The 12,412-nt window shown below is 64.6% G+C and carries 15 protein-coding genes; 9 read left to right on the top strand and 6 right to left on the bottom strand.

Going from position 1 to position 12,412, the window contains the following annotated elements; all coding sequences use genetic code 11:
• Window positions 1–3: 3 nt before the first annotated feature.
• The 3 genes from CSW57_RS24775 to CSW57_RS10520 form a co-directional block, all read right to left on the bottom strand.
• Window positions 4–867 (bottom strand): hypothetical protein, encoded by an 864-nt coding sequence (locus tag CSW57_RS24775; protein WP_099382737.1) that lies wholly within the window; start codon window positions 865–867, stop codon window positions 4–6.
• 93 nt (window positions 868–960) lie between these two features.
• Window positions 961–2,337 carry a DUF2252 domain-containing protein gene (locus tag CSW57_RS10525; RefSeq protein WP_099382736.1) on the bottom strand — a complete coding sequence of 459 codons (1,377 nt, stop codon included), beginning with the start codon at window positions 2,335–2,337 and terminating at the stop codon, window positions 961–963.
• 19 nt (window positions 2,338–2,356) lie between these two features.
• Window positions 2,357–3,583: an EAL domain-containing protein gene (locus CSW57_RS10520; protein WP_099382735.1), complete on the bottom strand. Its 1,227-nt coding sequence runs from the start codon at window positions 3,581–3,583 to the stop codon at window positions 2,357–2,359.
• Window positions 3,584–3,747: 164 nt separating this feature from the next.
• On the opposite strand from CSW57_RS10520, the gene dps reads away from it, so the two are divergent.
• The 4 genes from dps to CSW57_RS10500 all read left to right on the top strand — a co-directional run bounded on the left by dps (window position 3,748) and on the right by CSW57_RS10500 (window position 6,175).
• Complete coding sequence (gene dps / locus CSW57_RS10515) at window positions 3,748–4,284, top strand: DNA starvation/stationary phase protection protein Dps (RefSeq protein WP_099382734.1); 537 nt, start codon at window positions 3,748–3,750, stop codon at window positions 4,282–4,284.
• A gap of 188 nt (window positions 4,285–4,472) precedes the next feature.
• Entirely contained in the window at window positions 4,473–4,847 is a 375-nt protein-coding gene (locus CSW57_RS10510; RefSeq protein WP_081729770.1) for a nuclear transport factor 2 family protein, read from the top strand.
• 3 nt (window positions 4,848–4,850) lie between these two features.
• The gene (locus CSW57_RS10505) at window positions 4,851–5,843 is read left to right on the top strand and encodes an alpha/beta fold hydrolase (protein ID WP_099382733.1); all 993 of its coding nucleotides are present in this window, start codon (window positions 4,851–4,853) and stop codon (window positions 5,841–5,843) included.
• An 86-nt stretch (window positions 5,844–5,929) separates the two neighbouring features.
• Window positions 5,930–6,175, top strand: coding sequence for a hypothetical protein (locus CSW57_RS10500; protein ID WP_099382732.1), 246 nt, complete (start codon window positions 5,930–5,932; stop codon window positions 6,173–6,175).
• A 67-nt stretch (window positions 6,176–6,242) separates the two neighbouring features.
• On the opposite strand, the gene CSW57_RS10495 is transcribed toward CSW57_RS10500, so the two are convergent.
• Window positions 6,243–6,719 carry a MarR family winged helix-turn-helix transcriptional regulator gene (locus CSW57_RS10495; RefSeq protein ID WP_223249175.1) on the bottom strand — a complete coding sequence of 159 codons (477 nt, stop codon included), beginning with the start codon at window positions 6,717–6,719 and terminating at the stop codon, window positions 6,243–6,245.
• Window positions 6,720–6,907: 188 nt separating this feature from the next.
• Between CSW57_RS10495 and CSW57_RS10490 the strand changes: the two genes are divergently transcribed.
• The gene (locus CSW57_RS10490; protein WP_099382731.1) at window positions 6,908–7,264 is read left to right on the top strand and encodes a Fe-S protein; all 357 of its coding nucleotides are present in this window, start codon (window positions 6,908–6,910) and stop codon (window positions 7,262–7,264) included.
• Window positions 7,265–7,400: 136 nt separating this feature from the next.
• Window positions 7,401–7,628 (top strand): DUF3263 domain-containing protein, encoded by a 228-nt coding sequence (locus CSW57_RS10485; RefSeq protein ID WP_317615575.1) that lies wholly within the window; start codon window positions 7,401–7,403, stop codon window positions 7,626–7,628.
• Between the two features lie 9 nt (window positions 7,629–7,637).
• On the opposite strand, the gene CSW57_RS10480 is transcribed toward CSW57_RS10485, so the two are convergent.
• The gene (locus CSW57_RS10480; protein WP_099382730.1) at window positions 7,638–8,522 is read right to left on the bottom strand and encodes an SCO6745 family protein; all 885 of its coding nucleotides are present in this window, start codon (window positions 8,520–8,522) and stop codon (window positions 7,638–7,640) included.
• 114 nt (window positions 8,523–8,636) lie between these two features.
• The gene (locus CSW57_RS10475; RefSeq protein WP_099382729.1) at window positions 8,637–9,314 is read right to left on the bottom strand and encodes an SDR family oxidoreductase; all 678 of its coding nucleotides are present in this window, start codon (window positions 9,312–9,314) and stop codon (window positions 8,637–8,639) included.
• An 88-nt stretch (window positions 9,315–9,402) separates the two neighbouring features.
• Between CSW57_RS10475 and ggh the strand changes: the two genes are divergently transcribed.
• The 3 genes from ggh to CSW57_RS10460 all read left to right on the top strand — a co-directional run bounded on the left by ggh (window position 9,403) and on the right by CSW57_RS10460 (window position 12,362).
• Window positions 9,403–10,743: a glucosylglycerate hydrolase gene (ggh, locus tag CSW57_RS10470; RefSeq protein WP_099383301.1), complete on the top strand. Its 1,341-nt coding sequence runs from the start codon at window positions 9,403–9,405 to the stop codon at window positions 10,741–10,743.
• A gap of 21 nt (window positions 10,744–10,764) precedes the next feature.
• Window positions 10,765–11,667 carry an alpha/beta fold hydrolase gene (locus tag CSW57_RS10465; RefSeq protein WP_099382728.1) on the top strand — a complete coding sequence of 301 codons (903 nt, stop codon included), beginning with the start codon at window positions 10,765–10,767 and terminating at the stop codon, window positions 11,665–11,667.
• Between the two features lie 68 nt (window positions 11,668–11,735).
• The gene (locus tag CSW57_RS10460) at window positions 11,736–12,362 is read left to right on the top strand and encodes a TetR/AcrR family transcriptional regulator (RefSeq protein ID WP_099382727.1); all 627 of its coding nucleotides are present in this window, start codon (window positions 11,736–11,738) and stop codon (window positions 12,360–12,362) included.
• Window positions 12,363–12,412: the final 50 nt, after the last annotated feature.

The following is a 12,412-nucleotide window of genomic DNA, read 5'->3' as shown; positions in this document are numbered from 1 at the left end:
CACTCACCCGACTGGCGACACCGGACCGCCGGTGAGCACGCGATACGCGTAGGTGCTTGCGATGAGCGTGACCGGAATGGTCACCAGCAGGCCGACCAAGCACAGGATCGCGCCGAGGACGTTGAGCCCGAAACAGGCCAGCGCCAACAGGAGCAGTGACCCGATGTTCTTCGATGTCAACTCGAAGCTCGACTTGATCGCGGTGAAGGCATCCTGATTACGATCGATCGCGAAAGTCAGTGCGTACCAGGTCAAATACAAGACTATGAGGCCGGGGATGATCAACAGGATGAATCCGACCACGGTCGCTATCCCCACCAGGACTGCGATGATGAACACCGCGCTGAGATTGCGGAAGTTGAAGAACGCGCCGATCGACGGCCGGTTACCGTCGAGCTCGGCAAGAGCGCCGTTGGTGAACGCGGCACGGAACAGCGTGCTGACGATGAACGACAGCACCGTCCCGATCACACTGAGCGCGGCCCCACCACCGGACAACTCGTTCTGGAAATCGAAGCCGGAGAACGCGAACTGGACAAACCAGCTGGCCACCAGAGACAACAGGCAGATTGCGATCCAGGCACCAGCATTTGCCTTGTATTTGGACCATCCGTAACTCAGAGCTGAGCCGACCGACAGTTGCGGTGGTCCGAAGCCGGCAGGCCCGGGGTAGCCACCCTGAGCGGAGTACTGATCCACCGGAGGAGGTGGTGGCGGGAAGCCGCCCTGAGGCGAATAGCCCTGGCCGGGCGGCGGATAGTTCTGGCCGCCGGGCGGGGGATACTGCCCGGCCGATGGCTCGGGCTGACCCGAACCCTTCCCGAGGGGGACATTGGGTTCGTTCTCGCGCGGTGGGTACTCGGTCATGGCCTGCTCCTACGTCGGTGCGGCTGGTCGATTTTGCACACTGTTCCGACCAAAGCCCGTATGTAGGTGCGGTGTCAAGTAATACGCGTGGTGTTAGCCGAGCTGTGCCTCAATCGTTCCCGCAGCGACAGCGGCGACCAGTTCACCGTGGTCACGTTCGGTCTGGTCGGCGTAGTTCACCGCGAACGCCGCGATGTCCTTGTCGATCGCCTTGCCACCGTCGAAGTAGCCGGCCAGCAGGCGCGGGTCCACCGACCGCGAGTGTGCGCGCGCCAGCAGTCCACCCGCCAAGCGCCCGTAGTCGTCGAGCAGACTGCGCTTGAGGGTGGTGGGGTCGATGTCGCCTTTGAGGTTGCGGAACTGTCGGACGATGAACGGGATCCCTTTGATCGTCGTCCAGCCGAGCAGGATGTCGGTCTCGGCCTGCACCATCCGTGCGCCGTTGACTATGCGCCGGCCCTCGTGCCGGGGGGTGTCGGCTGCAACGTAGGGCGCCAACGCCGACGGCTTTGCCTGTTTCACCTGCATCACAAGGTCTTCCGAACGATTCCCGTGCAGCAAGGCCACGTAGTTCCGAAGGCCCACGCTGCCGGTGCCCACTATTCGGAAAGCGACATCGGACACCGCGAATCGGGCAATCAGGTTCCGCCGCGATTGGCGAAGCGTGTCGACGTAATCCGCCAACCCGTCGATGACCGCATCGGCGGTGGCGGCCTCGACGTGAGTGAGGTTCGGCGGATCGGCGACGAACCGGTGCCGCCGGATCCCGGTGGCGGGGTCATCGACCTGTTGTGTCCACTTCGCCACCACCTTCTCGCTCGTGTTCTTCATCGCCTTGTCTGCGGCAGCCTCGAAGCTGTCCAGCAGAGCGTCGGCTTTGACCTGATCCAGCACCGAGACGTCTGGGATCAGTGACCACGACCGCAAAAAGGGTGCGTCGGCGAGCTTCTTCATCGTCTTGCGGTACGACTTGACGGCGTCCTCCGCCGCGTCGCGACAGCCGGATTCCGAGACCCCGCCTTGCCGGCCCGCGAGCACCAAACTCGCCGAAAGGCGCTTGAGGTCCCACTCCCATGGCCCGGGGATGGTCTCGTCGAAGTCGTTGATGTCCATCACGATCTTGCCGTCGGGGGTTCCGTACAACCCGAAATTGGCGGCATGCGCATCGCCGCACAACTGTGCAGCCAGCCCGCTGTCGGGTGTTCCGGCGAGGTCGGCCGCCATCAATCCGGCTGCGCCGCGGAAGAAGGAGAACGGGGACGCTGTCATCCGCCCGATACGCAGCGGGATGAGTTCGGGAATCCGGCCTTGGTTGCTGGCAGCTATGTACTCGAGCACGCCGGGTCGATCCGCGGCTGCGGCGCGGTGGGCGTGTGCACCGGGTGCGAGGTTCTCGCGCAATCGACGTCCCTGCTCGAGGACTTCATCTGCGCGCACATACCGGCGCAGGTCGATCGTCTGTCTGGCCATGCCGGCGCCCTCCGTCGAATCAGTCGGCCGCTCGCGGCGAGGTGAATCGGGCGAGGATGGCGTGCGCCGCACGGGTTGCGAGGTCGCGGTTGTAACTCTGGACCACGTCGAAGGTGCGATCGAGGTCGGGGACCGGTTCGTGCCGGTCGCGCGCGGACAGAAGTGCCGAGGCGTGCGGGCCGAGGACCACCACCGTCCACTCGTTGACGAGGTCATCATCCGGATCGAGCGGGGCGTGCTGGACGTTTCCGTCGAGCATCTGCGGCAGGCCGACGCCGTACACACCGGCGAAACCGGCATTGTCGGCGAGGGAACGCCAACGCCGTGCCGTCGTGGGCGTGAACTGGCGAGCCTCTTGAAAAGTACCCAGCACCAAAGTTCCCGGGCCGGCAGCCGCAGCCTGCGTCTCCAGGGCCTTGCTCATCTCGATCAGCAGGCGCTTGTCGCCGGGACGGGGAACGTGACGCGCACTGACGATGGCGTACGGGGTGGTCGCCGAATCACCGTCTGCGGGCCCGGACGCGGTGTCACGCCGCGGAAGTTCAGCCACCGGCTCGTCGGCGAAAAGCGCCGGGCTGTGCACGGCCGGGAACAGGGCACCCATGCCGTGGGTGGCTCCGACCGTCTGCGCCGCCACCCGCAGCCCCTCGGTGTCGACACCTTCTGCGATGACCAGAGCACCGGTGCGTTCGGCGTGAGCGGCCAGCGCGTGGGCCAGCCCGGCGATCTCTGGATCGCGGGTACGGGCCAGCAACTCCGCAGGGGTGAAGATCACGTCGGGTTCGATCAACCACAGCAGCGTCAACGCACGATCATCGAGCCCCAATCGGTCCACGCAGATCAGACGTCCTGCCGCCCGGGCCGCGGCGACCTCGTCCAGGACCGAGCGTGGCCGTCGGAAGGTCTCGCCCGGGTCCACGGACAGAAGCAGGTGGTGCGCGGGCGGCGCCGCGAACGCGAGGTGAACGGACGACAGCAGATCAACGGTCGCGAAGATGGGCAAGGTGGTCTGGGCCGGGCCAGCGTTGAGAAACGAGAGCTTGCGCCCGTCGACGACGCCGGTCTGCTGCATCATCCGCGCAGCGCGGCGCAGCGATTTAGGGGTGTTTAGTGCGGTGTCCCCGCGGCCACGGACCTGTAGTTCCACAGCGACCAGCGCATCGTCGGCGAGCCGGCGAATGGGTGCGTAGTGCGGTGCGAGTTCGAGTGCCTCGAAGATCTCGTCCGACTCAGAGGTCGAGGTCACCGGTTGCCACTGTCGAGCACTTGCGTTCGATCATCAACCAAGCCAACCACACCGTAGGTCCAGGTGTACGCACACCCGTTACCGAACCGTTATGACAAGGTCGCAGTTCGGTCTCGGCGGCACGGTCGAGTTTGAGATCCAGGCGCGCCGGGCAAACTGCGTTCATGACTTTCACCGCGCCTGGCCTCTCTGATGACGCCACAAAGAAACTGGTCTCTGTCCTGCAGGAACGTCTCAGCGCGTTCAACGACCTCCATTTGACTCTGAAGCACATCCACTGGAACGTCGTCGGTGCCAACTTCATCGGCGTTCACGAAATGATCGACCCGCAGGTCGAACTTGCCCGCGGCTACGCCGACACGCTCGCCGAGCGCATCGCGACCCTGGGTGGCTCACCGAAGGGCACCGCCAAGTCGATCGAAGAGGATCGGTCCTGGAACGACTACTCGGTCGGCCGCGACACGGTGCAGGCTCACCTCGGCGCCCTCGACCTCGTGTACGTCGGCGTGATCACCTCGCAGCGCGAGGCCATTGCCGTTGCAGGCGAGATCGATCCGGTCACCGAAGACATCCTGATCGGCCAGACCGCTGAACTCGAGAAGTTCCAGTGGTTCGTCCGCGCCCACCTCGAGAATGCCTCGGGAGAGCTCGCCAATGCCGGCGCAAGCACTGAACAGGGCGCAGCCGACCAGAGTCGCTGACCGCGCACCACAACATCGAAGTCATCTCGAGGTGCTCACCCAATGCGGGTGAGCACCTCTGGCTTTGGTGGGTGTCGGACCTTTCGGCGTGTGAACCCTTCTGTGTTTGAACTTTTCTGGGACTCAGCTGGACATCACGGGTAACGTCCTCGAACTAGAACATGTTCTAGTCGATGAGGGAGATGCACATGCCGAGTGTCGAGGAAATCAAGAAGGTCGTCGAGTCGTACGTGGACCTGGTGGCGAACGGCAAGCCAGAGCAGGTCGCCGATCTGTACGCAGAGGGCGCGACGGTCGAAGACCCGATCGGCGCCGACGTGCGCAGCACGCGCGAATCGATCGTGGAGTTCTATGGCGTGATCGCTGCGATGGACAAGACCACCGCTGAGCTGCATTGGTCCAAGATCGCCGGCGACACGGCGGTCTTCGAGTTCACCCTCATCACCGAGGCCGGCGGCTCCGCGTTCAAGATCACGCCCGTGGACATCATGGTCTTCGACGACAACTGCAAGATCACCAGCATGCGTGCGGTGTGGAGCCAGGAAGACCTCCAGCAGGTCTGAACAGTGCCTTACCGCACGCTGACGGTCGACGGATTCACGTGGAACCTCGTGGACGACGGACACGGTCCGGTCGTGCTGTTGCTCCACGGGTTTCCTGGGCTCGCTTACAGCTGGCGTCACCAGGTTGAGCCCCTGGTGACTGCCGGCTTCCGTGTCATCGCGCCGGACATGCCCGGCTACGGGGCCACCGATTCGCCCGGCGGCCTTGCCGAGTACACCTTTTCCGCAGTCGCCGATCGTGTGGTCGCGCTGCTCGACTCCCTCGAGGTTCAACAGGCAATCGTTGTGGGCCACGACTTCGGCGCCCCGACCGCATGGACCATTGCCCTTGAGCATCGCGACCGGGTGGCCGGGCTGGTGCTGCTCGCCATGCCTTACGCCCCGGACCGGCTGCCGATCAGGCCGTCCGACGCCTATTCGGCTCTGGCACAGCAACATTTTTTTCATTTCGAGTACTTCATGCGGCCAGATCTCGCCGAGACCGAACTGGACGCGGCACCGCGCGAGTTCCTCATGCGGCTCTTTCACGCCTTGTCGGGGAACTTTCGCTACCTCGACATCTGGCAACATCCGAGCCACCGCGACGGCCGCCGACTGGGGTACCTCGATGTACTGCCCGCAGCACCGCAACTGCCGTGGTCGTGGTTGACGGAAGGGGACCTCGACGAGTACGAAACCGCCTTCCGCAGAACCGGATTCACCGGTGGTCTGAACTGGTACCGCGCCGCGGACCTCAACTGGGAGAGAGCCGTCGACGGTCGTGTGATCGACGTCCCGGCCTGTTTTCTCGCCGGCGGCGAGGACCCGGTGATCACGATGGCAGGCCGCAAAGCCATCGGGCGGATGCGCGAGACGATGCCGAGGCTTCAGACCGTCCGCACCTTCGAGGGGGCCGGACACTTCCTCCAGATGGAGCGGCCCGATGAGGTGACCTCGGCGTTGATCGGCTTCGCGAGGTCGGTGCAAGACGGTGTTCCGGCTATCAGCTGCACCTGAGGAGGTTCTCGAGGTGCAGTGTGAACCAATCCGCCGCATCGTCGGCGACGAACTTCCCATGTACACATTCGGAGAAGGCGGCGGACATGGCAAGCAGCGTGCGAACAGTCGGTGATGAGGCACGATTCTCAGGTGACTCGATGAGGAGTCGGGGCGATGCGGAGGCAGGCGTCAGGAGTATCGAGTTGGTCGGCGACGACGGCACGGTGACCACGCTTCTCCAGCGCGCCGACGGGACCATCGAGATCCACACCGCGGCGATGTCCTCGGCCGGGCGCGCAGTTCGGGTGCCGCCGACGGGTTCCGCTGTCGCGTACGCCACCAACTCCTGATACCCGACAACTCCTGATACCCGACAACTCCTGATACCCGACAAGGCGGAGATGCTCGCGGTCAACGTCAGTCGGAGTCGAGAGTCCGCAGGAGTTTCATGAACGGCAACATCATGTCGTTCAACGTCTCCATGTCGAGATGCTCTGTGAGCAGGGCATCCAACTCTGCGTACGACGAGTAGCCCACGGCCAGTAGTCTTTTGCCTTCCTCCGTCACGAAGAGTGTTGCTGTGCGGCCTCTTCCGCCACTCGTCGTCCTCTCCACGGCGCCGATCGCCTCCAGCTTGTTCAACGTAGCCTGCATGCTCTGTGGGGTCACAGACGCACGGCGTGCGAGCTCGCTGTAGGAGATCCCTGGCCTTCGCGACAGGTGCCCCAGAGCTGACAAGTGGCGAATGGCAATACCTTCGGTCGCCATGCGGGACTCCACCCGCGCGCGCATCCGGTTGCCCAGGGCAATCAGGACGAAGGCTGCGCTCGACGGCGCGATGCCATCCTCGGCGCTCGTCGGAACCACCTCGGCACCGCGATCGTCCTCCGGCACGTTGGCATTCCTCACTCGTCGATTCCGGCCAACAGTAGACCACCGTGGGGGTTGGTGCGGTCGGGAATGAGGCGCCGATCAGACGGTTGACAGGCGAGCGTCCTCAGTTACAGTCTGACTGAAACTGCCGCAATCAATGGGCGTCAAGCGTGAACTGCCCTACTGGCGGGCCGAGGCAAGGGGTGAGCGTGGACGTACTTCGTAACGTCGTGATCTGGATCCATCTGATCGGGTTCGCCGTGACCTTCGGTGGCTGGGCGGCGGAGGCGCTGGCACGCCGTTTCAGGACCACCGCCGCGATGGACTACGGCTTGCTGGTCTCCCTGATCAGTGGGGTCGTCCTGGCTGCACCCTGGCCTGCCGGGGTGGAGACCAATTGGCCGAAGGTAGGCCTCAAATTAGCCATCCTCATCGTCCTGGGTGGGGTTCTCGGTGCGGGGAACGCGAAGCAGCGACGCACGGGCCGTCCCGTCCCGCGCCCGCTCTTCTATGCGGTCGGAGTGTTGTCTCTCCTGGCCGCCGGTATCGGCGTCATCTGGCGATGACCCACGACTTCGGATCACGTGTGATCTAAATCTCGCATCGAATTGAAGTTTGCGGTATCAAGAATCAATGGCCCGACGCGGAAACCGTCGGACAACCGGGGATTCTTCTTACTTCGATCGGGGAGGTGTGTTCGCGATGTCGCTGGAACCACAGCAGCAGCAAATGGTGGAGTTCGAGTCGCACTGGTACCAGTTCGGCGGTGGCCCGTCCGATCAGATCCGTGAGCGGTTCGGCATGCCCGTCCGTGACTTCTTCGCCGAATTGAACAACATCGTCGACGAAGAGCCGCCGACGTCACTCAATCCGCACGATGTCGAACGGATGCGCGGAGTGATCCGCCGTCGGCTCTGGCTCGCCAGCTGACCGAACCGGTTACTTCTTCTTGGTCCCTGGCAGGATTCCCGCGTCGATCACCGATTTGACGAATGGCTTTGTTGCCGTGAGTAATTGCTCGGTGTCGTCGTCAGTACACCAGGCAGCCGCCGCTGCATCGTCGGTGAGTTCCTCGATGTGGTTGTAGAGGTCGGCGCCGGCTGCAGTGAGGATCTCACCCGACTCCGCCTGATCGATCAACCCGCGCGCCCGCAGATTGTCCGCGGCGGCACTCCAGTCGTCCTCGGACCAGCCGCGGGTCACCATCACCAGCTTCTTACCGAGCAGACGGCGCCGCACCGTGGGGTCGGGATGCTGTGCCTCGTGAAGTACCAGCGCTTCGAGCCGGTCGAGGCCCGCGGTGACCAACGCGGCGATGTGGGCGTCACCACGCCACTCGCGGACGATCGCGATGGAATGCCACAGCCGAACGTGCGGTTGGGTCGGCGGCTGCGAGTTGGCCCATGCCGCAGCGAGCGTGCGCCCGCCCATGGGCAGGTCTGCGGCCTTCTGGGCGTAGCGATCCGCCAACTCGTCGAGCACGGGATTCCCGACGTGGTCACCGAGCGCACGGCCCAGCGTCTCGTCGAGCATCTCGAACCGGCGGTTGTTCACCACGTCCAGACCCACGGCCTTGGCGGCATCCCATCCGGGACCGACCACTGCGGGGCTGAAGTTGAAGAACGCCGCAGCGACAACCGAGGCATCACATGGCCCCAGCGGAGCGCCCCGAGCGCCCACATACCAACCGTGGAAGTCCAGTCCGGTGTCGGCGCAAGCGGCCTTGATGTCGGGGCTGAAGTAGGCGACAACGTGAAACGGTTCGAGGGTCTCGTACGCCGCCCGGGCAAGTGCCCGATCGGATTCTGAATACTTCAACGTCATGGTTTCCCCAACTGCCGATTGCGCTGTGTGCCCGATGACCCTCACCCTACGGTTCGAGAATCCGGCCGCGGGCCGTTGACACCGAACCCGGCTGCATCGTCGAGGTCAGACGTTTCAGCGACGACCGGTCGGTTTGAGCACCACCTCATGAGGATGGGCGTCGGCCGGCGTGTGGATGGCTGCCACCACCGCCGACGCAACCGTGTCGGGCAGCAAGAACTGGGTGGCGTCGTACTCGCCGCCCTCCATCGCCACCAACTCCTGCTGCATGTCGGTGTCGATGCGCCCGGGGAAGATGGACGTCACCCGCAGCGATGGTTCTTCAGCCCGAACCACATCGGCCAGTGCGCGCAGGCCGAACTTGCTCGCCGCATAGACACCCCACCCCGGATTGGCGTGCCGGCCCGCACCCGAGTTGATGAACACAACGTGCCCCCGCGCGGCTCGGAGCGCAGGCAGCAGTAGCCGGGTCAACTCGGCGGCGGCGATCAGGTTGACCTCGAGGACGCGACGCCATTCATCGGCCGGTGTGTCTTCGATCGAACCCCAGCTGATCACGCCGGCGTTGTGCACCAGGACGTCGAGTTCGCTGATCGCCTCGGTGGCGGCCGCGAGCTCGTCGGCGTCGGTGAGTTCCACGGGCCAGGTGGTCGCCCCGTCGAGTTGCAGTGCGATGTTGTCCAATTCGGTCGACGGGCGACCGCCGAGCAACAGGTCGTGAGTGGGCGCGAGCAGACGGGCGACGGAAGCGCCCAGACCACGGCTGGCCCCGGTGATCAACGCGGTTGGCATGGTCGCCACCCTAGTCAGCACCCTGGGATGCCAGAGGGTCTGGACAGCGAGATGGGCGCGATTGCGCCCGTGGGGCCAGAATGTGACCGTGGGATACGTCGGCTTCACCAATACGCAACTGTCGGCGCGCGCGGCCTATCTGCTGCGCGGCAACGATCTGGGCACCATGACCAGTGCGGCGCCGCGTCTGTACCCGCACATGTGGAGCTGGGATGCGGCCTTCGTCACGGTCGGCCTCGCGCCGCTGAGTGTGGAACGAGCGGTGGTCGAGATGGACACCCTGCTCTCGGCGCAGTGGGGCAACGGCATGATCCCGCACATCGTCTTCGCGAACGGCCGCGACGGGTACTTCCCGGGTCCGGCGCGATGGGAGTGTTCACAGCTCGCGTTCAACGCACCGCGGGCGCCGCACACCTCGGGCATCACCCAGCCGCCCGTTCACGCCATTGCGGTGCAACGCATCCTCGACCATTCACGCCGCCAGGGCCGCACCACACGCTCAGTCGCCGAGGAGTTCCTCGACCGCAGATGGGGCGACCTCGTTCGGTGGCACAGGTGGCTTGCGCATGCCCGGGACCCTCAGGGGCGCGGTCGCATCACGCTCTACCACGGCTGGGAATCGGGGATGGACAACTCGCCCCGCTGGGATGCCGCCTACGAGAACGTGAAGCCGGGGGCCGATCTGCCGCCGTACACCCGTGCCGACCTCTCTCATGGCGCCGACGCCTCGATGCGCCCATCTGACGTCGAGTACGACCGCTATCTGTGGCTGGTCCACGAGATGAAGATGGCGAACTACGACGATGCGGTGCTGCCCGAGGTGATGAGCTTCGCCATCGAAGACGTCTTCGTCAGCGCGATCTTCGCGGTGGCGTGCGATGTGCTCGCGACGATCGGCGAGGATTATTCGAAACCTCGCTCGGATGTCCGTGACCTGCGGGCCTGGGCGGATCGATACCGTGCCGGCGTCGCGGCGGCGACCGCGGAACGCAATGGGGCCGCTCGCGACTTCGATCTGCGTGCGGGCCGCTGGATCAACACCGAGACCATCGCGATGTTCGCACCGCTGTTGTGTGGTGGACTGCCGCGCGATCGCGAGCGTGCACTGCTCAAGCTCTTCGAAGGTCCTCGCTTCTGCGGTCACCCCGACCTCAAGTACGCGGTGCCGCCGTCGACATCACCGATCTCGGCGGACTTCAAATCACGGGAGTACTGGCGCGGGCCCGTATGGCCGGTGATGACCTGGCTGTTCTCGTGGGCATTTGCCCGTCGCGGGTGGACGGAACGTTCGGCGCGGTTGCGCGAAGAGGGTCTGAGGCAGGCGCAAGACGGGTCGTTCGCCGAATACTACGAGCCGTTCACCGGAGAGCCGCTGGGTAGCATGCAGCAATCCTGGACCGCTGCAGCCGTTTTGGACTGGCTGGACTAGCTGACCTGATTGGATCAGTACATGCATGAGCCACCCGCCGGAGCCGAGTCGATCTCACTGACGTTGCCGACCGTGGATCTGCAGGCGTTCGCCTGGGGACCGGCAGACGGAACACTGGCGCTGTGCCTACACGGGTTCCCTGATACCGCGTACACATGGCGGCACCTCGGACCGCGACTGGCCGAGCAGGGCTATCGGGTGATCGCTCCGTTCGGCAGGGGATACGCGCCCTCCGGACTCGCCCGCGACGGCGATTACCACGTGGGCGCATTGATGTACGACGCCGTGGAGATCCACCGATCCTTGGGCGCCGATGATCATGCCGTGGTGGTCGGACACGACTGGGGTGCACTCACCTCGAATGGGTTGGCGGCCTTCGAAGGCTCGCCGTTCCGCACCGTGGTGTCGATGGCGGTACCTCCGATCGGGGCATTCACCCAGGTGCGTTCCGATCCCGCAGCGATGGCGAAACTGTATGCACGGCAAGCCTTTCTGAGCTGGTACACCATGTTCGTTCAGTTGCCGCGCCTGTCTGAGCGGACATTGGACAAGCTCATCCCTCTGCTCTGGCGGAGATGGTCACCAGGGTTCGACGCCACCGAAGACCTGCGGTACGTCTTCGACTCGTTGCCCACCGCAGCGCATCGCACCACGGTCTTGGCGTACTACCGGGCCACGCTGCGACCCACCCGGCCCGCGGAGCGATACCGGTCGATGCAGAGGGCGATGACAGGCGAAGCCCGCACACCCACCCTCTACCTGCACGGTGCCGACGACGGATGTATGCAGGCCGGCTTCGCCGAACGGGCGGGTGCGGTGTTGCCTGCCGGCAGCGACGTCCGCGTTGTCGAGGCCGCCGGGCACTTCCTGCATCTCGAACAACCCGAGGTGGTCGGCGACCTGATCATCGAGTTCCTGGCGTGACGCCGTAACTGCAAAAACAGTCCGTTCGCCATTGTTCCGGCCGTGACCCGGATCTAAACTGCTCGGTGATGAGCACCTCAACCCGGAGGACGCGCGCAGAGAGTCGCGTGGACAAGTTCGGCGAACGGCAGCGAGAGCTTGCCCGGTCGGCGCTGGCCACTCTGGCGGAACGGGGTTACGCGAACACCAGTCTTCGCGACATCGCCAGCAACTCCGACTTCACGCACGGGGTGCTCCACTACTACTTCGCCGACAAGAACGAACTCATCATCTTCGGAGTCCGCGAGTACAAAGCCGAGTGTGTCACCCGGTACGACGCCGCGATCGACGGCTCGGAAAATGTCGATGACCTGGCCAAACGATTCTCCGCCGCCATGGCGACCAGCCTGACGGACGAGGCTCCGATGCACCGTCTCTGGTACGACATGCGGGCCCAGAGCTACTTCGACGAGGTCTTCCGTCCCGCTGTCGGCGAGATCGAACAGGGTCTGGAAGCGATGATCTGGCGAATGGTCACACGCCATTCCGAGTTCACCGGTCGGCCCCCGGTGTTGAGTCCGCCGGTGGCCTACGCGATCTTCGACGGCCTGTTCCAGCAAGCACTGTTCCGGTGGTTCACCGGCGACCAGGGTTCCGCCGGTGACCTGTCCGCGCAGGTCGCCGCCATCATCGCCGCGATGACAGCCAAACCCTGACCGCACAGACAGATCCGCTCCGCTTACGCGCGTTCGCGCCCGTTGCGACG

This window comes from Williamsia muralis (assembly GCF_002735905.1).
Taxonomy (GTDB): Bacteria; Actinomycetota; Actinomycetes; order Mycobacteriales; family Mycobacteriaceae; genus Williamsia; species Williamsia muralis_A.
The sequence above is the reverse complement of the archived record's forward strand: the minus strand, read 5'-3'. Positions and strand labels throughout refer to the sequence as shown.

What these genes read in the sequence shown, in the direction of transcription:
- CSW57_RS10500 (WP_099382732.1), top strand. Translation starts at nt 5,930, where the DNA reads ATGGCAAGCAGCGTGCGAACAGTCGGTGATGAGGCACGATTCTCAGGT.
- CSW57_RS10460 (WP_099382727.1), top strand. Translation starts at nt 11,736, where the DNA reads ATGAGCACCTCAACCCGGAGGACGCGCGCAGAGAGTCGCGTGGACAAG.
- CSW57_RS10485 (WP_317615575.1), top strand. Translation starts at nt 7,401, where the DNA reads ATGTCGCTGGAACCACAGCAGCAGCAAATGGTGGAGTTCGAGTCGCAC.
- CSW57_RS10525 (WP_099382736.1), bottom strand. Translation starts at nt 2,337, where the DNA reads ATGGCCAGACAGACGATCGACCTGCGCCGGTATGTGCGCGCAGATGAA.
- dps (WP_099382734.1), top strand. Translation starts at nt 3,748, where the DNA reads ATGACTTTCACCGCGCCTGGCCTCTCTGATGACGCCACAAAGAAACTG.
- CSW57_RS10475 (WP_099382729.1), bottom strand. Translation starts at nt 9,314, where the DNA reads ATGCCAACCGCGTTGATCACCGGGGCCAGCCGTGGTCTGGGCGCTTCC.
- CSW57_RS10480 (WP_099382730.1), bottom strand. Translation starts at nt 8,522, where the DNA reads ATGACGTTGAAGTATTCAGAATCCGATCGGGCACTTGCCCGGGCGGCG.
- CSW57_RS24775 (WP_099382737.1), bottom strand. Translation starts at nt 867, where the DNA reads ATGACCGAGTACCCACCGCGCGAGAACGAACCCAATGTCCCCCTCGGG.
- CSW57_RS10510 (WP_081729770.1), top strand. Translation starts at nt 4,473, where the DNA reads ATGCCGAGTGTCGAGGAAATCAAGAAGGTCGTCGAGTCGTACGTGGAC.
- CSW57_RS10465 (WP_099382728.1), top strand. Translation starts at nt 10,765, where the DNA reads ATGCATGAGCCACCCGCCGGAGCCGAGTCGATCTCACTGACGTTGCCG.